Source organism: Sphingopyxis sp. 22461 (assembly GCF_052044915.1).
Taxonomy (GTDB): Bacteria; Pseudomonadota; Alphaproteobacteria; order Sphingomonadales; family Sphingomonadaceae; genus Sphingopyxis.
In genome coordinates, this window is the sequence record NZ_JBQENY010000001.1 from 17,025 (window position 1) to 43,549 (window position 26,525).

Annotated in this window: 21 protein-coding genes; 15 read left to right on the top strand and 6 right to left on the bottom strand. The window is 65.6% G+C overall.

Translation table 11 applies throughout. The annotated features are described in order from the left end of the window. Positions 1-77 precede the first annotated feature (77 nt). Positions 78-902 carry a helix-turn-helix domain-containing protein gene (locus ACTJI5_RS00075; protein ID WP_310253177.1) on the top strand — a complete coding sequence of 275 codons (825 nt, stop codon included), beginning with the start codon at positions 78-80 and terminating at the stop codon, positions 900-902. Between the two features lie 205 nt (positions 903-1,107). Here the strand turns inward: ACTJI5_RS00075 and ACTJI5_RS00080 are convergent, their stop codons facing one another. Next, on the bottom strand, positions 1,108-1,875 hold the full coding sequence (locus tag ACTJI5_RS00080) for a crotonase/enoyl-CoA hydratase family protein (protein ID WP_310253179.1): 768 nt from the start codon (positions 1,873-1,875) through the stop codon (positions 1,108-1,110). A 240-nt stretch (positions 1,876-2,115) separates the two neighbouring features. Between ACTJI5_RS00080 and ACTJI5_RS00085 the strand changes: the two genes are divergently transcribed. Next, positions 2,116-2,322 carry a DUF465 domain-containing protein gene (locus ACTJI5_RS00085; RefSeq protein WP_058538074.1) on the top strand — a complete coding sequence of 69 codons (207 nt, stop codon included), beginning with the start codon at positions 2,116-2,118 and terminating at the stop codon, positions 2,320-2,322. A gap of 68 nt (positions 2,323-2,390) precedes the next feature. Next, the gene (locus tag ACTJI5_RS00090) at positions 2,391-3,377 is read left to right on the top strand and encodes a TerC family protein (protein WP_440858999.1); all 987 of its coding nucleotides are present in this window, start codon (positions 2,391-2,393) and stop codon (positions 3,375-3,377) included. Positions 3,378-3,520: 143 nt separating this feature from the next. On the opposite strand, the gene ACTJI5_RS00095 is transcribed toward ACTJI5_RS00090, so the two are convergent. Continuing rightward, positions 3,521-5,113, bottom strand: a complete 1,593-nt coding sequence (locus ACTJI5_RS00095; protein WP_440859000.1) for an isocitrate lyase — start codon at positions 5,111-5,113, stop codon at positions 3,521-3,523. A 139-nt stretch (positions 5,114-5,252) separates the two neighbouring features. Between ACTJI5_RS00095 and ACTJI5_RS00100 the strand changes: the two genes are divergently transcribed. The 3 genes from ACTJI5_RS00100 to ACTJI5_RS00110 all read left to right on the top strand — a co-directional run bounded on the left by ACTJI5_RS00100 (position 5,253) and on the right by ACTJI5_RS00110 (position 9,246). Next, complete coding sequence (locus ACTJI5_RS00100) at positions 5,253-6,641, top strand: helix-turn-helix domain-containing protein (protein ID WP_440859001.1); 1,389 nt, start codon at positions 5,253-5,255, stop codon at positions 6,639-6,641. A gap of 88 nt (positions 6,642-6,729) precedes the next feature. Next, positions 6,730-8,079: an HD-GYP domain-containing protein gene (locus ACTJI5_RS00105; protein WP_440859002.1), complete on the top strand. Its 1,350-nt coding sequence runs from the start codon at positions 6,730-6,732 to the stop codon at positions 8,077-8,079. Positions 8,080-8,178: 99 nt separating this feature from the next. After that, entirely contained in the window at positions 8,179-9,246 is a 1,068-nt protein-coding gene (locus ACTJI5_RS00110) for a L,D-transpeptidase family protein (protein ID WP_440859003.1), read from the top strand. A gap of 93 nt (positions 9,247-9,339) precedes the next feature. On the opposite strand, the gene ACTJI5_RS00115 is transcribed toward ACTJI5_RS00110, so the two are convergent. Further along, the gene (locus ACTJI5_RS00115) at positions 9,340-11,163 is read right to left on the bottom strand and encodes a DUF885 domain-containing protein (RefSeq protein ID WP_439512046.1); all 1,824 of its coding nucleotides are present in this window, start codon (positions 11,161-11,163) and stop codon (positions 9,340-9,342) included. Between the two features lie 104 nt (positions 11,164-11,267). After that, complete coding sequence (locus tag ACTJI5_RS00120; protein WP_440859004.1) at positions 11,268-12,314, bottom strand: mannose-1-phosphate guanylyltransferase; 1,047 nt, start codon at positions 12,312-12,314, stop codon at positions 11,268-11,270. Between the two features lie 118 nt (positions 12,315-12,432). Between ACTJI5_RS00120 and ACTJI5_RS00125 the strand changes: the two genes are divergently transcribed. Genes ACTJI5_RS00125 through ACTJI5_RS00140 form a run of 4 tightly spaced genes read left to right on the top strand, consistent with a single transcriptional unit; the run spans position 12,433 to position 19,165 of the window. After that, positions 12,433-13,821 (top strand): TIGR03013 family XrtA/PEP-CTERM system glycosyltransferase, encoded by a 1,389-nt coding sequence (locus ACTJI5_RS00125; RefSeq protein ID WP_439512048.1) that lies wholly within the window; start codon positions 12,433-12,435, stop codon positions 13,819-13,821. Between the two features lie 2 nt (positions 13,822-13,823). Next, the gene (gene prsK / locus ACTJI5_RS00130) at positions 13,824-15,944 is read left to right on the top strand and encodes an XrtA/PEP-CTERM system histidine kinase PrsK (RefSeq protein ID WP_439512049.1); all 2,121 of its coding nucleotides are present in this window, start codon (positions 13,824-13,826) and stop codon (positions 15,942-15,944) included. After that, the gene (gene prsR, locus ACTJI5_RS00135) at positions 15,941-17,317 is read left to right on the top strand and encodes a PEP-CTERM-box response regulator transcription factor (protein WP_137887786.1); all 1,377 of its coding nucleotides are present in this window, start codon (positions 15,941-15,943) and stop codon (positions 17,315-17,317) included. Before prsK ends, prsR begins: the two co-directional genes overlap by 4 nt. Further along, positions 17,318-19,165: a tetratricopeptide repeat protein gene (locus tag ACTJI5_RS00140; protein ID WP_440859005.1), complete on the top strand. Its 1,848-nt coding sequence runs from the start codon at positions 17,318-17,320 to the stop codon at positions 19,163-19,165. 165 nt (positions 19,166-19,330) lie between these two features. On the opposite strand, the gene ACTJI5_RS00145 is transcribed toward ACTJI5_RS00140, so the two are convergent. Beyond that, positions 19,331-19,678: a GntR family transcriptional regulator gene (locus ACTJI5_RS00145; protein ID WP_056374231.1), complete on the bottom strand. Its 348-nt coding sequence runs from the start codon at positions 19,676-19,678 to the stop codon at positions 19,331-19,333. Between the two features lie 71 nt (positions 19,679-19,749). After that, positions 19,750-20,331 carry a nitroreductase family protein gene (locus ACTJI5_RS00150; protein WP_440859006.1) on the bottom strand — a complete coding sequence of 194 codons (582 nt, stop codon included), beginning with the start codon at positions 20,329-20,331 and terminating at the stop codon, positions 19,750-19,752. A 184-nt stretch (positions 20,332-20,515) separates the two neighbouring features. On the opposite strand from ACTJI5_RS00150, the gene ACTJI5_RS00155 reads away from it, so the two are divergent. From ACTJI5_RS00155 to ACTJI5_RS00175, 5 genes are all read left to right on the top strand, one after another. Further along, complete coding sequence (locus ACTJI5_RS00155) at positions 20,516-22,351, top strand: peptide MFS transporter (protein WP_058538062.1); 1,836 nt, start codon at positions 20,516-20,518, stop codon at positions 22,349-22,351. A 3-nt stretch (positions 22,352-22,354) separates the two neighbouring features. Then, positions 22,355-23,758, top strand: a complete 1,404-nt coding sequence (locus ACTJI5_RS00160) for an amidohydrolase (RefSeq protein WP_440859007.1) — start codon at positions 22,355-22,357, stop codon at positions 23,756-23,758. After that, the gene (locus ACTJI5_RS00165) at positions 23,755-25,056 is read left to right on the top strand and encodes an amidohydrolase family protein (RefSeq protein ID WP_440859008.1); all 1,302 of its coding nucleotides are present in this window, start codon (positions 23,755-23,757) and stop codon (positions 25,054-25,056) included. The genes ACTJI5_RS00160 and ACTJI5_RS00165 overlap by 4 nt, the downstream gene beginning before the upstream one ends. A gap of 154 nt (positions 25,057-25,210) precedes the next feature. Next, positions 25,211-25,912: an NnrU family protein gene (locus tag ACTJI5_RS00170; protein WP_440859009.1), complete on the top strand. Its 702-nt coding sequence runs from the start codon at positions 25,211-25,213 to the stop codon at positions 25,910-25,912. 7 nt (positions 25,913-25,919) lie between these two features. Continuing rightward, positions 25,920-26,456, top strand: a complete 537-nt coding sequence (locus ACTJI5_RS00175) for a DUF1003 domain-containing protein (RefSeq protein ID WP_439512054.1) — start codon at positions 25,920-25,922, stop codon at positions 26,454-26,456. Positions 26,457-26,525 lie beyond the last annotated feature (69 nt).

The window sequence follows — 26,525 nt, forward strand, 5'->3', positions numbered from 1 at the left end:
GCATTTACCTAGCGGCGCTGCCGTTTCCCAAATAAATTGGGATGGACCTGCTCGTGAGGCTGTGGTGAGCAAAGGACATGTCGTTCAATGAACCTGCTCCCGGCTTGTCCGCATGCCTCACTGACCGGGAAATGGAAATTCTGCGCCTGTTGGTCGCTGGACATACCGTAAAGACCATCGCAGCGCGTCTGGGCCGTTCGGAAACGTCGATTAACGAGCGTTTGCGCTCCGCCCGCCGCAAGACGGGTGTCGGCAGCAGCCGCGAATTGGCGCGCCTGCTGGACCTCCAAAAAACTTGTGACGAAAATATCGATCTTTCGAGAGAGCGCCCCGCCGTGAAGGACTTGGCGCATGCCGCGACCGTCGGGGTTCGCGGTTCGAAAGGAATGATCGTCATGCTCATCGCAATACCCATGGCCGCTGCCGGATTAATGGTCGCAGTCGCCCCTTCGGCCGATCAGGTCGAAACACCGAACGCCGTTTACAGCGCTGCATCCAAGCCGGTGCCGCTGGTCGGAAGCTGGTCGCTGGACGCATCGCTCATGCCGGAAAAGGAACGCCCTCAACGGGTCACGATGACGTTCCGTCCATCGCAAGATGGCAAATGGACAACGCGTGTCGAAATCGTCGCGCCCGACGGCTCCAGCAGGCATTCGGAATCGACCGCCGCTCTTGACGGCGTCCCCGTACCGATCACCGGAAATATGGATTTCATCGACAGTGTTGCCTTGCGTCAGCCGGCGCCGGACACATTGGTCATGACACTGGGAAAGGCCGGGGCGCGGGTGTCGACGCGCGTCTACACCGTCGCCAAGGATCTGAAATCCATGACCGAAACGATTGTCTGGTCCAGCGACAATCGTCAAAAATTGGAAACGACGCGTTTTAATCGCATCGATTGATCGCGGGTCGGTTTGCACCGCCGGCATCGCGTGGCGCTAACATACCAATCAACCCTGACGCCCCGCGCGTTCCGCAAAGTTGCGGACTTCGCACGCGCGCAGACAATGCCCCTCCCACTTCGACCGCCCGGGCTTGCCCCCGGGCGGTCGCCTTGTCCTTTTCGCGATGCGGAAACGTGCCGCGCGGTGGCAATCCATATCTTTTTCATTCCTCCTTGAAGGCGGCAAAGCTGCCGCCGCGGCCGGCGCCTTCGGTAAAGCGTTTGGCCCCCGCCGCCGCGCCTTCGCGGAGCGCGGCAACCCCGGCATGCGCTTCGTGTGCGAGCGCGCCTTCGATGTCGAAATCCCACTGGCGATACGCGCTGAGCCGGTCGCTGTTCATGCAGATTTGCGGGAAGGCGGCGATCTGTTTCGCCAGCTCGATCGCGGCGACAAGCGCCTGGCCGTCGGCAACGACGCGGTCGGCGAGGCCGATGCGCTGCGCCTCGTCGGCGGCAACCGGGCGGCCGGTCAGGATCATGTCGAGGGCGCGGCCCTGGCCGACGATGCGCGGCAGGCGCACGGTGCCGCCGTCGATCAGCGGCACGCCCCAGCGGCGGCAATAGACGCCGAACACCGCGCTCGTCGCCGCGACGCGCAGGTCGCACCAGAGCGCGAGTTCGAGCCCGCCGGCGACCGCGTGTCCTTCGACCGCGGCGATCACCGGCTTGTCGAGCAGCATGCGCGTCGGTCCCATCGGCCCGGGGCCATCGGGGTCGTAGCGCGACGTGCCGACCGCATTGAGGTCGAAGCCCGCGCAGAAATGCCCGTCGCTGCCGGTCAGGATCGCGACGCGCGCATTTTCGTCGGCGGCGAAGGCCGCGAAGGCATTCCGCAATGCGACGGCGGTATCGGGATCGACCGCATTACGGCGCGCCGGGCGGTCGATGGTGACGATCGTAACGGGGCCATCGCTTTCGACAAGCACGCTCATGCAAACCCTCCTCTTTCGTTCATCGCAGCGTGCCGGGGCGCCGGGGGACTTGCAAGCGGCGGGGCGACACCCTAAATAGAAGAAATGCGGGCCGGGCCCCTCTGGCGTCGGCGGGACATATCCCGCCACGTGATGTCGGACCGCATCGGGTGACTCCGATGCTCTGGCCCTATCTCCCCCCTGTTTCCGGGGTCCCGGCATCGGCGTCACCTGCTTGATTTCTCAATCAGGAGGCCCTGTATGACTTTGAATCCCAATCTTTATCGCCTGACCGTGCTGCATCGCCAACTCGACGATGCCGAGCGCCGCGAGGTGCGCCGGCGCGGCGCCGATCCGTTCCGATTGCTGCGCCTGAAAACGCTGAAGCTCGCGGTGAAGGAACGGCTTGCCGCGCTGACCCTGGCTTCTTTGGGGCGGCCCGCGCTGCGCCCGGCGCTCGCGCGCTAATCCATCATAACTAAGGACCGAGCACGCTGCCGAAAGGCGGCGCGCTCGGCATATCCAGGGAAATCACCATGGAATTTCTGTTTGCCGACTGGTTGGGCACCCCGGCCTGGTTCTGGCTGTCGTTCATCGCGCTCGTTATCGCGCTCACCGCCTTCGACCTTGGCATTCTCAACAAGGAAAACAAGGAGATGGGGATCGGCGAGAGCTTGAAGCTCTCGGCGCTCTACATCGGTATCGCGACCGCGTTCGGCGCGTGGGTCTGGGCCGCGAAGGGCGGCGAGGCCGGCCTGCAATATTATACCGGCTTCTTCATCGAGAAGGCGCTGTCGATCGACAATATCTTCGTCATCTCGCTGATCTTCACGACCTTCGCGATCCCGCCGCGCTACCAGTATCGCGCGCTCCTCTGGGGCATCGTCGCGGTGATCGTGCTGCGCGGCATCATGATCGCGGGCGGCGCGGCGCTCGTCACCGAATATGGCTGGCTGCTCTATATCTTCGCCGCGTTCCTCGTGTTCACCGGCGTGAAGATGCTGTTCGCGAGCGAAAAGCCGATGGACGTGAAGGGCAATCCGGTGGTCAAGTGGCTCTCGCGCCGGATGCCGATCACCGACGAACTGCACGGCGAAAAATTCTTCGTGCGCGTGCCCGATACGAAGACCGGCAAGATCGTGCTCGCCGCGACGCCGCTCTTCCTCGCGCTCGTCGTGATCAACCTCGCCGACCTTGTGTTCGCGGTCGATAGCGTGCCGGCGATCTTTGCGATCACGACCGACACTTTCATCGTCTACACGTCGAATATCATGGCGATCCTTGGCCTGCGCGCGCTCTATTTTGCGCTGTCGGCGATGGTCCACCGCTTCCACTATCTCAAATATGCGCTCGCGCTGGTGCTGATCTTTATCGGATCGAAAATCTTCGTTGCCGACTTCGTGCTGGGCGGAGCGAAATTCCCGCCGCTGGTCAGCCTGGGCGTGACGGTAGCCTTGATCGCAGGCGGCATCATCTGGTCGCTGGTCAAGACGCGCGAGGAAGAAGCGGCATTGCCGCAATAAAAATGTCCGCCGGAAGCGCAAGGGCTTCCGACGGACAGGCTTTCCTCCCCAGGAAAGCTCGGGAGGCACGGGGGTCGGGTCGCTGGCCCCCGCGCCAAGATGGGCGACGCGGGGGTTGCAACGGGCCCCCGCGTCTAACTTGTTTACGCGGCGAACTGGTTCATCGTGTTGTCCTTGCCTGCGGCCTTGAGGGCCGCTTCGCCGGCGAAATATTCCTTATGATCGTCGCCGATGTCGCTGCCCGACATATTCTGGTGCTTCACGCAGGCGATGCCCTGGCGGATCTCGGCGCGCTGGACACCCTTGACGTAACCCAGCATCGCTTCCTCGCCGAAATATTCCTTGGCGAGATTGTCGGTCGACAGCGCCGCGGTGTGATAGGTCGGCAGCGTGATCAGGTGGTGGAAAATGCCCGCCCGCTTCGCCGAATCGCGCTGGAAGGTACGGATGCGGTTGTCGGCTTCGTCGCCGAGCGGCGTGCCGTCATAATCGACGCTCATCAGCTTGGCGCGGTCATAGGCGCTGACGTCCTTGCCGTCCTTCTCCCACGCGTCGAACACCTGCTGGCGGAAGTTCAGCGTCCAGTTGAAGCTCGGCGAATTATTGTACGCGAGCTTCGCGTTGGGGACGACTTCGCGGATGCGGTCGACCATGCCGGCGATCTGTTCGATGTGCGGCTTTTCGGTCTCGATCCACAGCAGGTCGGCGCCGTTCTGCAGCGAAGCGATGCAGTCCATAACGCAACGATCTTCGCCGGTTCCCGAACGGAACTGATAGAGGTTCGAGGGCAGGCGCTTCGGGCGCACCAGCTTGCCGTCGCGGTTGATCAGGACGTCGCCGGGGTTGCCCGCGCCTTCGACCTCTTCGCAATCGAGGAAGCTGTTATACTGGTCTCCGAGGTCGCCGGGCTCCTTCGTGAAGGCGATTTGCTTGGTCAGGCCCGCGCCGAGGCTGTCGGTGCGCGTCACGATGATGCCGTCCTCGACGCCGAGTTCCATGAAGGCGTAGCGGCAGGCACGGATCTTCGCGATGAAGTCCTCGTGCGGCACGGTGACCTTGCCGTCCTGATGGCCGCACTGCTTTTCGTCCGAGACCTGATTTTCGATCTGCAGCGCGCAGGCGCCGGCCTCGATCATCTTCTTGGCGAGGAGGTAGGTCGCCTCGGCGTTGCCGAAGCCCGCGTCGATGTCGGCGATGATCGGCACGACGTGCGTTTCGTGATTGTCGATCGCGGCCTGGATCTGCTTGGCCTTGAGTTCGTCGCCCTCGGCGCGCGCGGCGTCGAGTTCGCGGAACAGGCCGCCGAGTTCGCGGGCGTCGGCCTGGCGGAGGAAGGTGTAGATCTCCTCGATCAGCGCCGGAACGCTGGTCTTTTCATGCATCGACTGGTCGGGCAGCGGACCGAATTCGCTACGCAGCGCCGCGATCATCCAGCCCGAGAGATAGATGTAGCGGCCTTTGACGGTGCCGAAATGCTTCTTGATCGAGATCATTTTCTGCTGCGCGATGAAGCCGTGCCAGCAGCCCAAGGACTGGGTGTAGTTCGCGGGATCGGCGTCATAGGCGGCCATATCGGCGCGCATGATGCGCGCGGTGTAGCGGGCGACGTCGAGGCCGGTCTTGAACTTGTTCTGGGCGCGCATGCGGGCGATGCTTTCGCCGCTGATGCCGTCCCATGTGCCGTCGTAATCGCGGATGAGGCGGCCTGCCTGCGCCATGTCTTCCTGATAACCCATCGTCATATCCTTGTGCGGAGGTGATGGGTGGAAGTTGGCGAAGTTGCCGCCGAAAGTGAAAAGATTTGTCAATAATATTTGTGAAATATGGCCGTTAGGTGTAAATTAGCGTGTAAATTGGTAAAGAAAGTTACAAACGATGGCGGAGCGACGGGTGTTTGCGGGGCCGGCGGTGCGCAAGGTGCGGCGCGAGGCGGCGATGACGCAGGCGGCGATGGCCGATGCGCTCGACATTTCGCCGAGCTATCTCAATCTGATCGAGCATGGCCAGCGTCCGCTGAGCGCGACAGTCATCGTCAAACTGGCTGAACGCTTCGGGTTCGATGCGGCGAAGCTCGGCGCGGAAGACTTGCCCGGTGGGCTCGCCGGACTCCGGCGGCGGCTCGCCGACCCGCGTTTCGCCGACCTCGGCATCGGGACGCACGAGGTCGAGGAGTGGCTTCAGACGGCGCCGGCCACCGCCGCCGCCTTTGCCCGATTGTTCGATGCGGCGCCCGAGGGGCGCGCGGATGGCGAAGGCGATGCGCCCGAAGTTGCCGCGGTGCGTCGTGCGATCGAGAAATGGCGCAACCATTTCCCCGATCTCGACGCGCGCGCCGAGGAGCTGGCCGACGAATTGCGGCTCGCGGGCGGCGATCTTTACGGCACGATTTCGGAGCGTTTGCGCACGCGGCATCAGCTCGGCATCCGCATCCTGCCGAGCGACGTGATGCCCGACCGGCTGCGCTGGCTCGACTGGCACGCGCGGCAATTGATGCTGAACGAACTGCTGCGCCCCGCGTCGCGCACCTTTCAGGCGGCGGCGACGCTGGCGCAGATCGAGGCGAAGGCCGAGATCGACGCGCTCGTCGCGGGCGCCGAATTCGCCGAGAGCGCGGCGGCAAAGCTGTTCGAGCGCCATTTGATCCAATATTTCGCGGCCGCGCTGATGATGCCGTACAGCCGTTTCCTGCGCGCCTGCGACGCGACGGGTTATGATTTGCTGCTGCTCCAGCGGCGCTTCGGTGCGGGCTATGAGCAGGTCGCGCACCGGCTGACGACGCTCCAGCGTGTCGGCGCGCGCGGGCTGCCCTTTTTCATGCTGCGCATCGACCGCGCGGGGCAGGGGAGCAAGCGTTATGCGGGGGCGAGCCAGTCGCCGCTCGTCGACGGCGACGCGCGCTGCCCCTTGTGGGGCGTCCACGAAGCCTTTGCACGGCCGGGCGAGGTGGTTGCCGATCTGGTCGAGCTGGAAGACGGCTCGCGCTGGTTCACCCAGTCGCGTTCGGTCGCCGCCCCCGGCGCGACCGGAAGCGGCACGCCCGCGCGTTTCGCCGTTTGCGTCGGGGTCGATGCCAAGGTCGCCGCGCCGCTCATCGCCGCGCGCGGAATCGACCTGATGCGCAGCCCCGCGACGCCGATCGGGCTCGGCTGCCGCCGCTGCACGCGGACGGGCTGCGTCCAGCGTTCGATGCCGCCGCTCGGCCGCCCGCTGCGCTTCCGCGAAGGCGAGCGCGGGGTGAGCGCGTTCGATTTCGCGGGCGATTGACCGAAAATCGCCGATGCGCGGCTTAAATCGACACGCGCGGTGCCGTATTTGGAACGTGGCGCGGTGATCGGCCGCGACGGGACCGAAAATGCTTGTTCGAATAAGACCAGAAGACGTCGAGATCGGCATGTTCATCCACGCCTTTGAAGGGTCGTGGTTCGACCACCCGTTCTGGCGCCGTTATTTTCGGGTCGAAACGCAGGATCAACTGCAGCGAATTCGCTATTCGGGAATCGACGGCATTGTGATCGACGACGGGCGCGGACTTGGCGCGCCCGAAGATCGGCTGGCGGCTGAAACCCAAGAAAAACCGCGCAGCAAGCGTTCGCCACCAGCGAAACGGCCGGGGAGCGACGCCACGCCGTTCCGCGCCGCCGCCCCCTTTGCGCCGCCGCCGTCGCCCGCGCGCGACGCGCCGCGCCGCCGCCGCGGCTATGCCGGGGAGTGCCGCCGCGCCAAGCGGGCGATCGAGCGGACGTGCGAAGCCGTGGTCGACATGTTCGACGCCGCGCGGCTGGGCCGGGCGGTCGAGGTTCGCCGGATGGTCCAGCTCGCCAGCGCGATCGGCGCCTCGATCGAGCGCGATTCCAAGGCGCTGATCAACCTCGTCCGGCTCAAGGAGAAGGACGAATATACCTATCTTCATTCGGTCGCGGTCTGCGCGCTGATGATCAACTTCGCCCGCCACATGGGGCTTGAACCGCAGGAGGTCGAGGATCTGGGCGTTGCGGGACTGCTCCACGATGTCGGCAAGGTCGCGGTGTCCGACGCGATATTGAACAAGCCCGGCGCACTGTCGAAAGTCGAAATGCGGTCGGTGCGGAGCCATCCGGTCGCCGGTCATCGCCTGCTCGCAAGTTCGCCCGGCGCCCCCGACCTCGCGCTCGAGCTCTGCCTGCGGCATCATGAAAAGATCGACGGGTCGGGTTATCCCGGCGGCCTGAAGGGTGACGAGCTGTCGCTCGCCGCACGCATGGGGGCGATTTGCGACGTCTATGACGCAGTGACGTCGAACCGGCCGTACAAGGACGCGTGGACGCCGTGCGGGGCGCTGACCGCGATGCAGAAATGGACCGGGCATTTCGACCCCATGCTGCTCGACCGCTTCGCCGATAGCCTGGGGATCTTTCCGGTCGGGACACTGGTCCGGCTGTCGACGGGCGAGCTCGGGGTTGTCGTCGGAAGCGCCGGCGATGCGGACGAAGATGTCGTCGTTCGGGTCTTTTTCGACTGCGAGACGCTGTCCGAGATCGAACCCATCGATCGCGCGATCGCGCCGGCGGCCGAGCATCCGCGGATCATCAGTCGCGACAGCCCGAATTTCTGGCGCTTTCAAGATTGGGATGTGCTGCGCGTTCGCATCCTTGCGTCGAGCACGGCGTCGGCCGCCGTGCCGGATCCCGATCATCCGATCGGCCCGCGCGGCGTCGACCGATGAGCAGTTCCAACTGACTCACACGCGGCCGATCGCCTGCTGCGCGCGCATCCTTTCGCGCGGAGGATCGTTGATCCTGCTCCTAGCCAAGAGGACCAGCGCTTGAAACTTTCCCCTTTTTTACCGTGCCTTTTCCTGATCGCCGGTTGCAACGCCGCCCCGGACGATAGCGCCAAAAAACCGACATCATCGACGACCGCCGCCGATCCGGCTTCGCTGGATTTCAAAGATGCCCCGCCCGCCGCGGTTTCATTCAGCGAACCACCGGCGCTTCGCGCACAAGTCCTGCTCGATCGCCTCGGCTTTTCCCCCGGTGTGATCGATGGAAAGGAAGGGCAGTCCTATTCAGCGGCGCTCCGTGGTTTCCAGAAAGCGCATGACCTGCACGACAGCGGCAAACTCGACGCGGCAACGCTGCAGGCGCTGCAGCAATGGCAACAGGTTTCTGCGACGCGGCTGGTGATCATTCCCGCGGGCTTCGCTGCGGGGCCGTTCGTTCCGGCATTTCCGAAAGACGCGGCAGACCAGGCCAAATTGCCCGCGCTGGGCTATCGCAATTTGACCGAAGCGCTCGCCGAACGCTTTCACACCACGCCCGAGACACTGGTTGCGCTGAACAGCCCCTCGACGCTGGTGGGCGCGGGCCGCCCGTTCCGCGTCCCCAACATCCCCGATATCGACCGGGCGACATTGGGCGAGGATGCGCGCGGCTGGAACGGCACGCTCGAACGCCTGGGCGTCGCGCCGACACAGGTCGCAGCCGCAAAGCTGGTGGTCGACAAATCAGAGGGTGTGCTGAAAGTTTATGACGAGGGGGACAAGCTGGTCGCGCAATTTCCTGCCACGATGGGCAGCAGCCGCGACCCGTTGCCTATCGGCAACTGGAAGATTCAGGGCGTCAGCCGCAATCCCGACTTTCACTATAATCCGAAATTGTTCTGGGACGTCAGCGACAGCAAGGAGGCGGTGTTGCTGCAACCCGGGCCGAACAGTCCGGTCGGGGTCGTGTGGCTCGACCTCAACAAGCCGCATTATGGCATTCACGGGACGAGCGAGCCGCATACGATCGGGCGCGCCGAGAGCCACGGCTGCGTCAGGCTGACCAATTGGGACGCGGCGCGTCTGGCCCAGATGGTCAAGCCCGGAACCCCGGCGATCTTCCAGAATTAGCTGCCTTCGGGGCGGCATGGAAGGGTTGATCCCTCGCGCTCACCCACAATGACCCTTCGCCTGCCCTGACAGGCGAAGGGTTTTTCGTGTGGCTCAGCCTTTTTGCGCGGCGACCCAGCGGTCGATCACCGACTCGAGCACCGAGATCGGCATCGCGCCCGCCGACAAAGCGGTGTCATGGAAACCGCGGAGGTCGAACTTGTCGCCGAGCGTCTTCTTGGCCTTTTCGCGAATGCGGACCCAACTCGTCTGACCGACCATGTAGCTCGTCGCCTGACCGGGCCACACGCAATAACGCTCGATTTCGGTGATATTCGAGCCTTCGGGCGTGCCGAGCGTTTCGTTATAATATTGGATCGCCTTCTCGCGGGTCCACCGAAAATGGTGGAGCCCGGTGTCGGCGACGAGCCGCGCGGCGCGGAACATATAGCTTTGCAGATAGCCGAGCCGGCCCCACGGGTCGTTTTCATACACGCCCATCTCGTCGGCGAGCTGCTCGGCATAGAGGCCCCAGCCCTCGGTATAGACCGAGTAAGCGGGGAGGCGGCGGAGGCGCGGGATGCCTGTCGCTTCCTGCGCCAGCGCGATCTGGTGGTGATGGCCGGGTGATGCCTCGTGATATGTCAGCGTCGGAAGCGTCCAGCTGGGGTTTTCGGCGGTATCGCGCAGGTTGATGTAATAAGCGCCGGGGCGCGAGCCGTCGAGCGCCGGGATCTGGTAGTAGCCGCCGGTCGCGCCATCCTCGATGTCCGCGGGGACGCGGCGGATCTCGACCTTCGCCTTGGGCAGGCGGCCGAAGGTCTCGGGCAGCCGCGCCTGGATCGCCTGCATCTGGCTATTGAGTTCGGCGATCAGCTTTTCCTTGCCCGCGTCGGTGTTCGGGTAAAGGAAGCGCGGGTCCTTGCCGAGCGCGAGCATGCGTTCGGCGACACTTCCCTTGGTCATGCCCTGCGCCTTGAAGATCGCATCGGCGCGCGCCGTGAGTTCGGCGACGCGATCGAGTCCCAGCTTATGCACCTCCTCGGCGGTCATGCCCGTCGTCGTCGCGAACCGCAGCGCATAGGCATAATATTCGTCGCCCTTGGGCAGACGCCAGACGCCGGCGTCGTGCGTCGCTTTGGACCGGACGGCGCGCAGTTCGTCGGCCTGGCGGCGCATCGCGGGGTAAATGCGGTCCTTGACGATCGCGGCGCAGCGCCCGGCCCAGTCGCCCGCTATGTCCTTCGTCTTGCCGGCGAGGTTTGTGGTCAGGCCGTTCGCGGCGGGGGCAGGCGCCCAGATTCGGTCGAACTGGCCGAGCGTGCGGTCGATGACGAAGTCGGGCGGGATGATCCCGGCGGCGTGATCGGTCTTGATCCGCCCCGTTTCATTGTCGAGCTGGATCGCGAAATCGGCGCAGCGCGCGAGATATGCCTCGGCGTCGGCGGCGTTCGCGATGCTGTGCTGGTTGATGAGGAAATCGGGAATCGAGCGATAGGTGCCGCTGAGCTGGGTTACCGGATGCGGTTCAGGCCAGCTGTGAAGGCCGTAGCTGAAGGTATCGTAAGCCTTGACATAACCTTCCCATGGACCCCGGAACGTCTCGTAATTGACGAGGTCCATGCCCGAGAGTTTCTTCGGGTCGATCGTTTTCAGTTCCTTGAGCCCGGTGCGATAGAGGTCGTGGGATTTCTTGATCCCGGCGGGCGAGCGGTCGGCGAGTTTCGCTTTCGCCGCGGCGCGGTCGCCCTTGTCGGCGCCGAGCGACGTCGCGAATTCGGGGTCCTGATCGAGCAGCATGTCGTAGATGCGCTCGTAGATTGCGGTCAGCCGCGCGCCTTCGCCGTCGGGCACCGCGGCGAACGCGGTGCGCGGACGGACGCCGGCGAGCATCGAGGAAGCCGCGGCGGCGGCGAGCAGGGTGCGACGGTCGAACATGGGGCGATCTCCAGAACAGCTATGGCGCGCTCCCGTGGAGGCGCCTCATGGGTGTACTGGTATAGCAAGTCACCGCGGGTGCAAGTGCTTGATGCGACTTCGCTCTATTCGCGCGCCTTGGCCGCCGCGCGGACCTCTTGCGACCGCCCGAGCGGGATCACCAATATGTCGTCGCCGTCGACGATCACCGCAATATTGTCCATGCCGAGGATCGACACGCGCTTGTCGCCCGCGCGGACCAGATTGCCGCGGCTTTCGTGGAGAAAGGCGTCGCCCGTGACGGCATTGTCGGCGCCGTCCTTGTCGGCGAGCGCATGGATCGTGTGCCAGCAGCCGAGATCGGACCAACCCATCGCCACGGGGACGACCGCGACGCGATCATCCTTTTCCATCACCGCATAATCGATCGAATCGGACGGCGCCTTCGCGAACTCGATTGCGTCGGCATAGAGCGCGTCGCCATCGCGCATACCCGCCGCGACGGAGTTGTCCGCGGCCTCGAAGATCGCGCGGCAATGCGTCAGCATCGCATCGCGCATCCGTGCGGCGCGGAACAGGAAAATCCCGGCGTTCCAGCTGTATCCGCCGGCCGCGAGCATGGCTTCGGCATCGGCGAGCGGGGGCTTTTCGACGAAACGATCGACCGCGAAGCCCCAGGATTCGTCGGCGCCGCCGAGCGGGCGTCCGGCGGCGATATAGCCGAAGCCCGTTTCGGGGCTGTCGGGCGTGATGCCAAAGGTGACGAGCCAGTCCTGCTGCGCGAGGCGCACCCCCTTGGCGATCGCGGCGTGAAATGCGGGAACGTCGGCGATCACATGATCGCTCGGCATCACGAGCAGCAATGTGTCGGCATCGGCCTGCGCGACCGCGAGCGCGATCGCGGCGGCGGTGTTGCGCGGCATCGGCTCGACGAGCAGCGTTTCCTCACGGTCGTCCATCTGTTCGCGAACCATCGCGACATGCCCGTCGCCGCACAGGACGATCGGGGGGAGAAAGTCGGGACCGGCAGGGGTGCGCTCGACAGTCTGGCGAAACAGGCTGCGCTGGCCGTGAAGCAGCAGGAACTGCTTGGCGCGGGTGCCGCGCGATTCGGGCCAAAGCCGGGTGCCGGCACCGCCGCACAGGATAACGGGCTGGATCATCAGCGTCATAAGTTCGAGTCTATCGCGTTGGAAGCGGCGGGTCACCCTGTCATTGCGGATATGGGGAGTGTAAAATTAACCGACAGTTGACGCCTCGGCTGTAGTATCGAGCGCGCGAAAGGTCCCCATGTTCCGGCTGTTTAAACATTATGTCCCGCACGCCGTCGTCTGGCTGGCGCTGATCGAATTTTTCGCGCTGCTCGGCTCGGCCGAGGGGGCGTGGCATCTTTATGCGCAGCAGGCGGGGTTCGACGCCGGGCCGCTCGCGGGCCGCTGGCTGCCGCTGCTGACCTTCGGCCTTGCCAATTCGCTCGCGATGATGGCGACCGGAATGTACGGGAACGAGGGGCTCCGCTCGATGCGTTTCGCCACCGCGCGCCTGCTCGCGGCGATTTCGCTCGGCGTGATTTTCCTTTCGGTGCTCGGCTTCCTGTTGCCGACCGCGACGCTGTGGCGCGCCAACAGCCTGTACGCGATGATCTTTGCCATCGCGGTGCTGTTCGTCATCCGCCTCGCGCTGACGCAGTCATCGGGGACCGAAGCGTTCCGGCGCCGCATCCTCGTCCTTGGCGCCGGGCCGCGCGCCGCGCGCCTTGCGGCGCTTGCCGACGCGCCGGGGAGCGGGCTCGAAATGGTCGGCTTCATTGCGATGAGTGCGACCGAAAAGACCGTGCCGGGCGCCGTGCCGCGCGAAGCCCTCGACAATCTGTCTGACCATGTTGTGGCGCTGCGCGCGGGCGAAGTCGTGCTGGCGCTGGAAGAACGGCGCAACGCGCTGCCGCTGAACGACCTGCTGCGCGTCAAGACGACGGGTGTGCATGTCAACGATATCGCGAGTTTTATCGAGCGCGAAACGGGACGCGTCGACCTTGCGACGACGAACCCCAGCGGGCTGATCTTTTCCGACGGATTTTCGGCGGGACAACGGATTTCGAAGGTCGGCAAGCGGCTGTTCGACATCCTCGCCAGCCTGCTTGTGCTGGTCGTCGGCCTGCCGCTGATCATCGTCGCGGGGATCGCGGTGATCCTCGATAGCCGCGGCCCGGTCTTTTACCGCCAGCCGCGCGTCGGGCTATTCGGCGAACCCTATGACATCTTCAAGATCCGTTCGATGCGCACCGATGCCGAGGCGGCGGGCAAAGCGGTGTGGGCGAGCGAAAACGACCCGCGCGTCACCCGCGTCGGCCGCATCATCCGCAAGCTGCGCATCGACGAGCTGCCGCAGACCTGGTGCGTGCTGAAGGGCGACATGAGCTTTGTCGGGCCGCGCCCCGAACGGCCGAGCTTCGTCGAGGAACTCGAAAAGAAGCTGCCCTTTTATGCCGAACGCCACATGGTGAAGCCGGGCCTGACCGGCTGGGCGCAGATCAACTATCCCTATGGCGCCTCGGTCGAGGACGCGCGCGTGAAGCTGGAATATGACCTCTATTACGCCAAGAATTATTCGCCCTTCCTCGACCTTTTGATCCTGCTCCAGACCGTACGCGTCGTGCTGTGGCCGGAGGGCGCGCGGTAGCCGTGGGCGCGCTGGCCGGCCTGTCCCAGATCCTGTCGGGCCTTGCGCTGGCGGGCTTTACCGGTGTCACTTTGTGGCTGCTGATGCGGCCGCGCGCGCGGATGGCGGCATTGATGCCGGCGCCGCGGTTGCTCGCCGTAACCGCAGCCGCCACCGCGCTGTGGTGCGCAGCGATGGCCGTCTATGGCGCCGGATCGTCGCAATCTTTGGTCGTGCAGACGGTGCGCGACCTCGCCATGCTCCTCTGGTTGGGGGCAACCTTCTGGTCGCCGCGTGCGCCGATGTCGCGGCCGCTGCGCCTGATCGCACGCATGCTCGCGACGATCTGCCTGCTGGCGCTGCTGCTCGGCGCGGCGGCGCATTTGCGCGCCGGAGCGGCGGCCGAACCATGGATGACGCCGACGCTGGGCTTTGCCGCGACGGTCGTCGCGATCGGTGGACTGCTGATGATCGACGCCGGGGTTCGCCATGCGAGCGCGGGGCAACGCATGCCCGTGATGGCGGTCGCCGGCGGGTTTGCGATGCTGTGGGCCTATGAGCTCAACGTCCAGCTGATCGGTGCGCTGACCGGCGAAATCGCGTCGACGCTGATCGCCCTGCTTCCGGCGATCGTATTGCTCACGCTGCCGGTCTATATCGTCGCCGCGATGGACATCGGGCGCGAGCGGATGCGCCTGTCGCGCACCGCCGCGACGCGCACGCTGATCCTGCTCGGCGCCGCCGCCTATCTGATCGTGATCGCGCTGACCGGTGCCGTCGCGCGCGTCGCCGGCGGCGACTATGCCGAACTGGCGCAGGCGATCTCGTTGTTCGTCGCGCTCGGCACTGGCGGACTGATGCTCGCCTCGGCGCGATCGCGAGCGTGGCTTTCGGTGATGATTTCCAAGCATTTCTTCGAGCACCGCTATGACTATCGCGCCGAATGGATGCGCTTTACCGCGACATTGGGGCAGGGTGCCCAAGGCGATGGGGGCGAGGACGACCGCAATCTGCACCGCCGCGTCGCAAAAGCGCTCGCCGAACTGACCGGAAGCCCCGGCGCGTTGCTGATGCTGCCCGGTGCATCGGGGGGCTTTCGCATCGCCGAGCATTGGCATTGGCCGGACGGCGCGAGCGAGGATGCCATGCTCTCGTTGCGGTCGGCCTTCATGCTGCAGGAAACGCAGCATATCGTCGACCTCGATGCCGAGCGCCGGGGTCATCCCGGCGAGGATCTGGCGATCCCCGAGTGGCTGATCGCCGATACGCGCGCTTGGGTGGTCGTGCCGGTGCTGCATTTCCAGCGGATGATCGCGGTCGTCGTGCTGCATCGGCCCGCGGTGTCACGCGCGCTCGATTGGGAGGATCTCGACGTGCTGCGCATCGCGGGGCAGCAGGCGGCAAGCTATCTCGCCGAATCGCAGAGCCAGCAGGCCTTGTCGGAGGCGCGGCGGTTCGACGAATTCAACCGGCGCTTTGCCTTCATCATGCACGACATCAAGAATCTGGCGAGCCAGATCGGGCTGCTCGCGCGCAACGCCGAGCGTCACGCCGACAAGCCCGATTTCCGCGCCGATATGATCGAGACGCTGAAGATTTCGGCGGGGCGCCTCAGCGACCTCCTCGTCCGCCTGTCGCCGCGCGAGCGCGGGCCAGCGGCAGAGGCGGGGCGGACGCTGGTCGAGCCGGTGCTGAACGAGATCGCGGCCGAAATGCGTCCGCGCCGCGCGCTGTTCGTCGGCTGTCAGGCGGGGCTGTCGGCGTGGGCCGATGCGGGGGCGGTCCGGCAGATCGTGCAGCATCTTGTCGCCAATGCGATCGATGCGTCGGCGCCTGACACCTCGGTCCAGGTGGTCGCGGTGGCCGAACAGGGGCGCGTGCGGATCGACGTGATCGACCAGGGGTGCGGCATGACGCGCGATTTCATCCGGGACGAGCTGTTCAAGCCCTTTGTGTCGACGAAGGAATCGGGTTTCGGGCTGGGGGCGTTCGAAGCGCTGCAGATCGCGCAGGCGATGGGCGGGGCGATCGAGGTGGCGAGCGAGCCGGGCAAGGGGAGCAGCTTCACGCTGTGGCTGCCGCTCGCCGATGCCCGCGGCGACGCGGGGGTCGACGCGCGTGTGATGAAAGTGGGACATAAATGACCGATAGCGGGGCCAATCTGCGCAAATTGCTGGTGGTCGAGGACGACCCGGGGCTGCAGACGCAGCTCAAATGGGCGTATGAGGATTACCAGGTGCTCGTCGCGGGCGACCATGATGCCGCGATCGAGTTGCTGCGCGCCGAGGAACCCGATGTGGTGACGCTCGACCTTGGCCTGCCGCCCGATCCCGACGGCACGCGCGAGGGGTTCCGGACGCTGAAGGCGATCCTCGAAGCCAAGCCCGACACCAAAGTGATCGTCGTGTCGGGGCACGGCGAACGCGCGAGTGCGCTGACCGCGATCGCGAGCGGCGCGTGGGATTTCTATCAAAAGCCGATCGACATCGACGAGCTGGGGCTGATCGTGGCCCGCGCCTTTCATGTGCGCGAGCTCGAGGTCGAGAATGCGCGGCTCGCCGAGCAGGGTTCGAGCGACAATCGCGTGCTCGGCGGGATGATCACCGGGGCGCCCGAGATGCAGAAGGTGGCGCGCACGATCGAGCGCGTCGCGAACCTCGACGTCTCTGTGATGCTGCTCGGCGCGAGCGGCACCGGCAAGGAATTGCTCGCCCGCGGGCTGCACGAGGCGAGCGGGCGGCGCGACGGGGCGTTCGTCGCCATCAACTGCGCTGCGATCCCCGAGAATCTGCTCGAAAGCGAGCTGTTCGGGCACGAGAAGGGGGCGTTCACGGGCGCGGTCAAGACGACCGAGGGTAAGATCGAGCTCGCGCATGGCGGGACGCTCTTCCTCGACGAGGTCGGCGACATTCCGCTGCCGCTCCAGGTCAAGCTGCTGCGCTTTCTGCAGGAGCGGACGATCGAGCGCATCGGCGGGCGCAAGGCGATCGCGGTAGATACAAGGATCGTGTGCGCGACGCACCGCGACCTCGATGCAATGATCGCCGAGCAGAGCTTTCGCGACGACCTTTATTATCGGCTCGCCGAGATGGTCGTAAAGATTCCATCGCTCGCCGAGCGCCCGGGCGATGCGGTGCTGCTCGCGCGGCATTTCCTCCACCAATATGCGCCCGAGATGAACCCCGGGGTGCGCGGCTTCGCGCCCGACGCGTTGCAGGCGATCGACGAGGGGCGCTGGCCGGGCAATGTCCGCGAGCTGGAAAACCGCATCAAGCGCGCCGTGATCATGGCCGATGGCAAGCTGGTGATGCGCGAGGATCTCGATATGGCGGGCGGCGAGGCGGAAGGCGAGGAGGCGTGGCTCAACCTGCGCAGCGCGCGCGAAGCCGCCGACCGCGTCGCGATCCGCCGCGCTATGACGCAGAGCGAGGGCAATATCTCGGCGGCCGCCAAGCTGCTCGGGATCAGCCGCCCGACGCTCTACGACCTGCTCAAACAATATCGGATGCAGGCCTGAATGGATTTAGGCCGCTTCTGGACAAAGGCGCTGCTGCTGGCGGCGCTGCTGCTCGGAGCGTGCGGCGACGGGGCGTCGTCCGCGCCGCGCAAGGCGCTCGCGGAGCGCCGCGCTGCCCTCGAGAACGCCATCGCGAGCGATCCCAAGGTCATTGTCGAGCGTGTCGAGCTGGCGCGCGTCGCGATCAAGCTGGGCGACGGGGTCGGGGCCGAGGCGGCGGTCAAGGGCGCGATCGGCGCGGGCGCCAAGGAAGCGGCGCTGCGCCCGCTCTTGGCGCGCGCCTATGCGATGCAGGATGAGGGGAGCCGTGCGCTCCAGACGCTCGACGACGGCCCGATCATTCCCGAGATGATCGGGGAGGCGGCGTGGGTCGCGGGCGACGTTCACCTCGGTAATGGCGATCTGGCCGCCGCGCGCGAAGCCTATGACCGCGCGGTGCACGAACTGCCGCGCTCGTCGGCCTTGTGGGTCGACGTCGCGCGCTTTCGCGATGCCAATGCCGACACGCTCGGCGCGCGCGACGCGGTCGATTATGCGATCGAACTCGACAAGGCGAACAGCGCGGCGCTGGCGTTCAAGGCGAACCTCGTGCGGACCGAGGATGGGCTCAACGCGTCGCTCGCCTGGTACGAAGACGCGCTTGCCGCCGATCCAGACAATGAAGATGCGCTGATCGAGCAGGCGGCGACGCTCGGCGATCTCGGACGATACCGCGACATGCTCGCATCGCTGCGCCGCGCCGCGACGATCGTGCCGCGCGACCCGCGGCTCTTTTATCTGCAAGCGGTGCTCGCGGCGCGCGCTGACAATTACCGGCTCGCGCGCAGCCTGCTCCAGCGCACGCGCGGCGAACTCGACGCGCAGCCGTCGTTCATGCTGCTGAGCGCGATCGTCGAACTCGAACTCGGCGGCGAAGCGGTGGCCGCGACCTGGGCCGACCGGCTGCTGGCCGAGCAGCCGGAGAATTTTACCGCACGCCGCATCCTCGCGGCCGCCGAATGGAGCGATGGCGACGCCGACGCCGCGCTCGCCGCCTTGCTGCCGCTGGTCCAGCGGCCCGACGCCGACAGCTGGTCGCTGCTGCTCGCATCGCGCGCGGCGGCGGAACTCGGCCGGCGCATCGAATCGGCGGACTATCTGGGGCGCGCGGCGGCGCTGGCGCCCGGCGAGGCGGTGCCCTTTGCCGCCGACAATGACTATGGCCTGCTGACCTTGGCGGCCGATGCCGAGCCGCTCAATCCGGCTAGTGCGATTCCCGCTATTTCGGCCGATTTGACGAGTGGCAATGGCGCGCGAGCGATCGCGCGCGCCACGCGACTCCGCGATGCGAACCGCGGCGTTGCCGACGCGCATATCCTGCTGGGCGATGCGGCGCTGGCGGCCGGACGTACTGAGCTGGCGGTGCAGGCGTATCGCGCCGCGCGCGATCTCGATGCGAGCGAGCGCACCACATTGCGGCTCGCCAATGCGCTGTTCCGCGCGGGGGATGCCGCGGGTTCGGGCGCTGCGATCCTCGCGCTGCAGCGCAGCCAGCCGTCGAGCATCGCCGCCGACCGATTGTCCGGGCATCTGGCGATGGACCTCGAACATTGGGACCAGGCGATCGCGCATTTCGAACGCGTACGTCGGCGGATCGGCAATCGCGACGTCGTGGTGCTCCGCGAACTGGCGCGGGCGTGGGCGGCGAAAGGCGACGATGCGCGCGCGCTGCCGCTGATCGACCGCGCCTATCGGTTGCAGCCGCTCAATGCTGGGATCATGGAGTTTTACGCCGACCTGCTCGAACGCCGCGGCAGCAAACAAGCGGCGACGGACCTGCGCGACAAGGCGGCGCAGATCGGGCGGTAGGTGGAGGAATGTCGGCTAACGACCGATTGCCGCCCTATCTTTCATCGTCATCCCGGACTTGATCCGGGATCCATGACCGTACCACCGTTATGGACCCCGGATCAAGTCCGGGGTGACGAAGCTTGGGGCGAACGGCAGGTCTCAATCCAAAAGCGGAAAAAGGCGTTACGCCTCGGTCAAATCCAGCAACGTCCGCGCGTCGAGGCCGATGCGGCGCATCTGCTGCGCGACCGGCGGCCAGACATTGGCGAGGAAATCGGCGCGCATCAGGTCGCGGAGGCGCTCGGTCGCACCCGCTGCGACAAACATGCCGACCCCGCGCTTCACCGTGACCAGTCCTTCGTCCTGAAATGTCTGATACGCTTTCGCCACCGTCAGCGGGTTGGCGCCTTCTTCGGCGGCGAGCGATCGGACCGACGGCAACATGTCGCCATCGCGAAACTGGCCGTCGAGGATGGCGTTGGCGATGACATCGCGCAGACGCTGGTACACGGGTTTGGACTGATCGAGCATGCCGCCTTAATGCCATAAGACAGCAGCACAGTCAAATTAGGATTATTACAAATTAGGTTCAGAAAGTGAAACTAAATTTCCCAAGCCCGGACGACATCGTCATATTCGGGGCGGGGCCGTTCATCGAGTTCGCGCGCGGGCGTTCCCAGAAAGAAATAGCCGACGATCGTGTCGCCGTCGCCGGCGCCGAACGCGGCGGCGACCTCGGCGCTATAAGCGGCCCAGCCCGTCAGCCAGCTGCCGACAAAGCCGTGCGCGTGCGCGGCGTGGAGCAGGTTCATGCCGACTGCACCCGCCGACATCTGTTGTTCCCAGACGGGGACCTTCGCTCCCGCCACCGGCGCCGAGACGAGCACGAGCAAGGTCGGTGCCTGATGCGCGAACTGGTCGAGCGCCGACAGGTCCATGCCCGCGGCGCCCGGATTCTCCGCGATCCATGCCTTTTTGAGCAGCGCCGCGAACGCCTCGCGCTGCTCGCCGGCGACGGTGACGATGCGCCAGGGCGCGAGCTTGCCATGGTCGGGGGTGCGTAGTGCCAGCGCGATGATGCCCCGAAGCTGCGCGGCGTCGGGGCCGGGGGCGATCATGTCGCGCGCCTTGCCCGAACGGCGGGTGGCGAGATGGGCGAGGAGCGAGGAGGTGTCGTTGAACATGGTGCGCCATGTGGCCTTTCGCGTCACTTTCTGCAAGTGTTGCGAACGGTTCGCAGTAATATTTGGCCCGATCGAGACGGTTTCACGCGCAATTAGATTCTTCCAATACGCAATTTTCGCGCTAGGTTGCCGCATTCGCGCGGCGGGAGGCCGCGCCAGACAATCCTAAAAGGGACGCAACATAATGAAAAATATGGGCTCGTGGGACGAGGGGGACTGGATTGCGGTAATCGCACTTCTGGTCCTCGGCGTCTTCCTCAGCATCGGTGCGCTGATCGCCGGCAGCAAGAAACCCGAATTCGCCGGACATCCCAAGGGCCTCTACATGCTCTTCTTCGCCGAAATGTGGGAGCGCTTCTCCTACTACGGCATGCGCGCGATCCTGATTTTCTACCTGACCCAGCATTGGTTGTTCAACGACAGCAAGTCGAACCTGATCTACGGCGCCTACACCAGCCTCGTCTACATCACCCCGGTGCTCGGCGGCTATCTCGCCGACCGCTACCTCGGGCAGCGCAAGGCGGTGTTGTTCGGCGGCCTGCTGCTCGCCGCCGGCCACAGCCTGATGGCGGTCGAAGGCGTCGGCGGACAGAATGATCCGACGATCAACGTCTTCTGGGCCGCGCTCGCCTTCATCATCGTCGGCTCGGGCTTCCTCAAGGCGAATATCTCGGTGATGGTTGGCCAGCTGTACCGGCTCACCGACATTCGCCGCGATGGCGCCTATACGATCTTCTATATGGGCATCAACGTCGGCGCCGCGCTCGGCACGATCCTCGTCGGTTATCTCGGCCAGCGGATCGGCTGGGGCTATGGCTTCGGGCTCGCCGGCATCGGCATGCTCGCCGGCCTTGTCGTCTTCGTTCTCGGCAAGAGCGCGCTGAAGGGTGCGGGCGAAGCGCCTGCACCGCTGTCGCGGTCGAGCGAGTGGACGCTCTACGCCGTCGGTTTGGGCGCGGTCGCGGTGATCTGGGCGCTCGTCCAGTATCAGGACGTTATCCAGAACCTGCTGCTCGTCTCGGGCATTCTCCTGCTCGGCTATGTCGTCCTCGTGGCGACGTTCCAGCTGCCGTACGGATCGATCGGCGCCGGTCCGCGGAGCCGCGTCAACATCGCGCTCGCGGGCCTCGCCCTGATGCTGTTCCTGCCGCTGGCGCTGATCCTCGGCCTCGGCATCGCCAGCGGACCCGTCGCGCTCGGGCTCGCGCCCGCGGCGTGGGTGGCGCTGTTCGGCTTCCTCCTCCTCCTCGGCGTGATGGTGGTCGAGAAGATGAACCGCGAAGACCATGCGCGCGACCGGATGTTCGCGATCCTGTTCCTGATCGCGTTGAACCCGCTGTTCTGGGGCTTGTTCGAACAGGCGGGCGGATCGATGAACCTGTTCACCGACCGCTATGTCGATCGCGGCGCGGTGCCGGCTTCGATCTTCCAGTCTATCAACCCGATCTATATCATCCTGCTCGCCCCGTTGTTCGCCGCACTGTGGCAATGGCTTGGCAAGCGCGGCAAGGAACCGTCGGCCCCCGCCAAGTTCGGGCTGGCGCTGGCGCAGATGGGGCTTGCGAACCTCATCCTCGTCTGGGGCGCGCAGGCGTTCGGTATCGCGGCGATGACCCCGGTGATCTTCGTTTTCCTCTATTACCTCCTCGCCACGACCGGCGAGCTGTGTCTCAGCCCCGTCGGCCTCTCGGCGATGAACCGGCTGGCGCCGACCTTCGTCGCGTCGCTCATCATGGGTGCATGGTTCTATATGACCGCGGTCGGCAATTTCGTCGCCGGCAAGATCGGCGAAGCGACCGGCGGGCATGGCGGCGAGATGAGCAAGGCCAAGCTGCTCGAGATTTACGAGATGTTCGGCTGGATCGCGATCGGTGCCGCGGTGGCGGTGCTGGCGGTCAGCCCGATCGTCAAACGCTGGATGCACCTCGACACGCTGCGCGACCGCGACGACGGGCTGGCGGGCATCGGCGAGGCCGAGCCGCAGGCGGCCGGCGTTCATCCCGAACCCAAGGGGGCGTAATCGATGATCCGTGGTGTGAAGGGCAGCCTGCTGGCTGCGGTATCGCTGGCGCTCGTCGGTTGCGCGGCGAGCAATGGAGAGACGGCCTCGGCGGGCGACAAGCCCGCCGAAAAGCCGGTGAAGTTCAACAAGGACCCGTATCCGTCGACCTACAAGGCTTATCCCGGGCAGGTCACGGCGGTCCGTAACGTCACGATCTTCGACGGCGAGGGCGGGCGGATCGACAATGGCACCGTGCTGCTGGCGAACGGCAAGGTTGAGGCCGTCGGGGGTCCCGATACGCCGATCCCGGCGGACATCGCGGTCTATGACGGCACCGGCAAGTTCCTTACCCCCGGCATCATCGATATCCACAGCCACCTTGGCGACTATCCCTCGCCCAGCGTCGAGGCGCATTCGGACGGCAATGAGGCGACATCGCCGACGACCCCCGAAGTGTGGTCCGAGCATAGCGTCTGGCCGCAAGACCCGGGGTTCAGCCGCGCGCTCGCCAATGGCGGCGTGACCAGCTTGCAGATCCTGCCGGGCAGCGCCAACCTGATGGGCGGGCGTTCGATCACGCTCAAGAATGTGCCCTCGCGCACGGTGCAGGGGATGAAGTTCCCCGGCGCGCCCTATGGCCTCAAAATGGCGTGCGGCGAGAATCCGAAGCGCGTCTATGGCGGCAAGGGGCGCGCGCCCTCGACGCGCATGGGCAATTTCGCGGTGAACCGCGCGACTTGGCAGAAGGCGGCGGCGTACAAGAAGAAGATGGACGACGGAAAGGCCGTCGACCGCGACCTCGCGATGGAAACGCTCGCGGGTGTGCTGTCGGGCGAGATCCTCGTCCACAACCATTGCTATCGCGCCGACGAAATGGCGCTCGTCATCGATATGTCGAAGGAGTTCGGCTATAAGGTGTCGACCTTCCACCACGCGGTCGAAGCGTACAAGATCGCCGACATTCTTGCGAAGGAAGGCATTTGCTCGGCGATGTGGGCCGACTGGTGGGGCTTCAAGATGGAAGCCTATGACAGCGTCAACGAGAATATCCCGCTGGTGTACAAGGCCGGGGCGTGCACGATCGTTCATTCGGATGATGCGAACCAGATCCAGAGGCTCAACCAGGAAGCTGCGAAAGCGCGTGCCGCGGGGCGCCGCATCGGCATCGACGTCAGCGATGAGGTGGCGTGGACCTGGCTGTCGTACAATCCAGCCAAGGCATTGGGCATCGCCGACAAGACGGGCAGCCTGAAGCCGGGCAAGATGGCCGACGTCGTGCTGTGGAACGGCAATCCGTTCAGCGCCTATACGCGCCCCGAAAAGGTGTGGATCGACGGCGCACTGATGTTCGACGCGAACGACCCGAAACGGCGTCCGGTGAGCGATTTCGAGCTGGGCCAGCCGGGCGAAGGAGACGTGAAATGATGCGCGCTCTTCTTCTTTCCGCCGCAGCGCTGATCGCGGTTCCGGCCGCTGCGCAGGACGTCGCGATCGTCAATGCGAAGCTCGTCATCGGCGACGGCAGCGCGCCGATCGAGGGCGGCACCGTCGTCGTGAGCGGCGGCAAGGTGGTCGCGGCGGGTGCGGCCGTTGCGGTGCCCGCGGGCGTCGAGCGCGTCGATGCGCAGGGCAAATATGTCACGCCGGGCATCGTCGCGGCGTTCAGCCGCGTCGGGCTGACCGAAGTCGATGCCGTCACCGGCACGAACGACCGCTCGGCCCCGCGCACGCGTTTCTCGGCGGGGCTCGACATCGCGCCCGCGTTGAACCCGATGGGCTCGCCCGTCGCGGTCAACCGCGCGTCGGGCGTGACGCGCGCGATCGTCGCGCCGGGCAGCAGCAGCAATCTGTTCGCAGGCCAAGGCGCGGTCGTCGACCTCGCCGACGATATGGACATGGTGACCAAGCCCCGCGCGCTGCAATATGTCGCGTTCGGTGAGGATGGCTCGGCAAAGGCGGGGGGCAGCCGTGCGGCGACTTTCCTGCTCTTCCGCGAGCAATTGCTCGCGGCGCGCAGCTATGCGAGCAATCCCGCGACGCTCGCCGAATGGGGCAATGACGCGATGATCCAGCGCGCCGACGCCGATGCGCTGGTGCGCGTGATCGACGGCACGACGCCGCTGTTTGTACGCGTCGACCGCGCCGCCGACATCGTCAACGTCATCAAGCTGAAGGGCGAGTTCCCCGCGCTGAAGCTCGTGCTCGTCGGGGTGACCGAAGGCTGGCTCGTCGCGCGCGACATTGCGGCGGCAAAGGTTCCGGTGCTCGTCTCGCCGCTCACCGACCTGCCGTCGACCTTCGAACAGCTTGGCGCGACGCAGTCGAACGCGGGCCGGCTCAAGGCCGCGGGCGTCGACGTGTCAGTCGGCGTGTTCGACGACGATGACGCGCACAAGATGGGCTATGCGACGCAATATGCCGGCAACCTCGTCGGCCTCGCGCGCGTGCCGGGTGCCAGCGGGATGACGTGGGATCAGGCGTTCGCGTCGATCAGCAGCGTCCCGGCACGCGCCGTCGGCATGGAAGGCAGCATCGGCTCGCTGCGTCCGGGCCGCGCCGGCGATGTCGTGATCTGGGACAATGACCCGCTCGAACTCGGCAGCCGGCCGACGGCGGTGTGGATCGACGGCAAGGCGCAGTCGCTGACGACACGGCAGGACCGCCTGCGCGATCGTTATGCAACGCCGCAGGAAGGGGCATTGCCCAAGGCATACGATCGATAGGGCTGGGCAGGCGTTTCGGCGCCTGCCCATCGCCCACCCTTTATGTTGACACTGTTATCTTTGTCGCGCAATCGTTGGCACCCGGCGCATTCCGAGTCGCGCAGCGGCGAGCCGGGCGATAAATGATGAGACATTGTTGGAGGAGGGATTGGTCATGCAGCCGATGTCGCTTTTGATCGCGACCTGCGTCCTGTTCGTCGGCTCGCACCTCATGCTGTCGCATCCGCTTCGCGACGGGCTCGCGGGGCGGCTCGGCGAGCGGGGGTTCCAGATCGTCTATTCGATCGTCGCGATCGCGACCTTCATCATGGTGGTGCAGGCGTGGCGCGGGATGCCGCCCGAGCCGCCATTATGGGTGGTCGACGATCCGCTGTGGATACTCACGTCGCTGATCGTACTTTTCGCCAGCATCCTCTTCATCGGATCGCTGATCGGCAATCCGGCGCTGCCCGCGCCGGGCGCGGCGAAGGCGGCACAGGCCGCGCCGCGCGGCGTGTTCGCGATCACGCGGCACCCGATGATGTGGGGCTTTGCGCTGTGGGCTTTTGCGCATGTGCTGGTGATGCCGACCACGGCGCAGATCATCCTGTCCGCGACGATTATCTTCCTCGCCCTCATCGGTTCGGCGGGCCAGGATGCGAAAAAGGCGCGGCTGATGGGCGGTGCCTGGCGCCAGTGGGCCGCGCGGACAAGTTTTGTGCCTTATGCGCGGCAGGTCGGCGGGGTAACGCCATGGGCCGACACGATCCCGCGCCCGCACGCGCTGCTCGGCGGGATCATACTATGGCTTGTCGCGACCTGGGCGCATGGCGCGCTTGGTTATATGGTCGCCGGGATCTGGCGTTGGGTGGGATAGGAGCCGAATGAACGCGGACACACATCTCAACGACCTGTCGCTGCGGCTGCTTGGCCGCGCGTTCGACGAGCTCGATCCCGAGGAATCGCGTGTGGTCGCGTCGATCGCAAAGCGCGCGCCCAGCAGCCGCGACGCCGCCGATATCGAGGATGCGCAGGCGAGCACCGGCGACCGGCTGGCCGACCGGGTCGCGGCGGTCGGCGGCTCATGGGGCTTCATCATCGTCTTTGCGCTGATCCTGTTCGGCTGGATGCTGCTCAATTCGGAGGTGCTCCAGCGCTTCGGCCTCGCGTTCGACCCCTATCCCTACATCTTCCTGAATCTGATGCTCTCGACGCTCGCCGCGATTCAGGCGCCGATCATCATGATGAGCCAGAACCGGCAGGCGGCGAAGGACCGGCTGACCGCGAGTGTCGATTACGAGATCAACCTGCGCGCCGAGCTGGAGATCATGCGGCTGCATGAGAAGCTCGACCAGATGCGGATCGCCGAGCTGACGGAGAAGGTCGACGCGCTGTGTGTGCGGTTGGACGGGAAGAGATAGTTACTTCGTCATCCCCGCGAAAGCGGGGATCCCGCTTGGCCGCGGCGAGAAAGAAGCGGGATTCCCGCC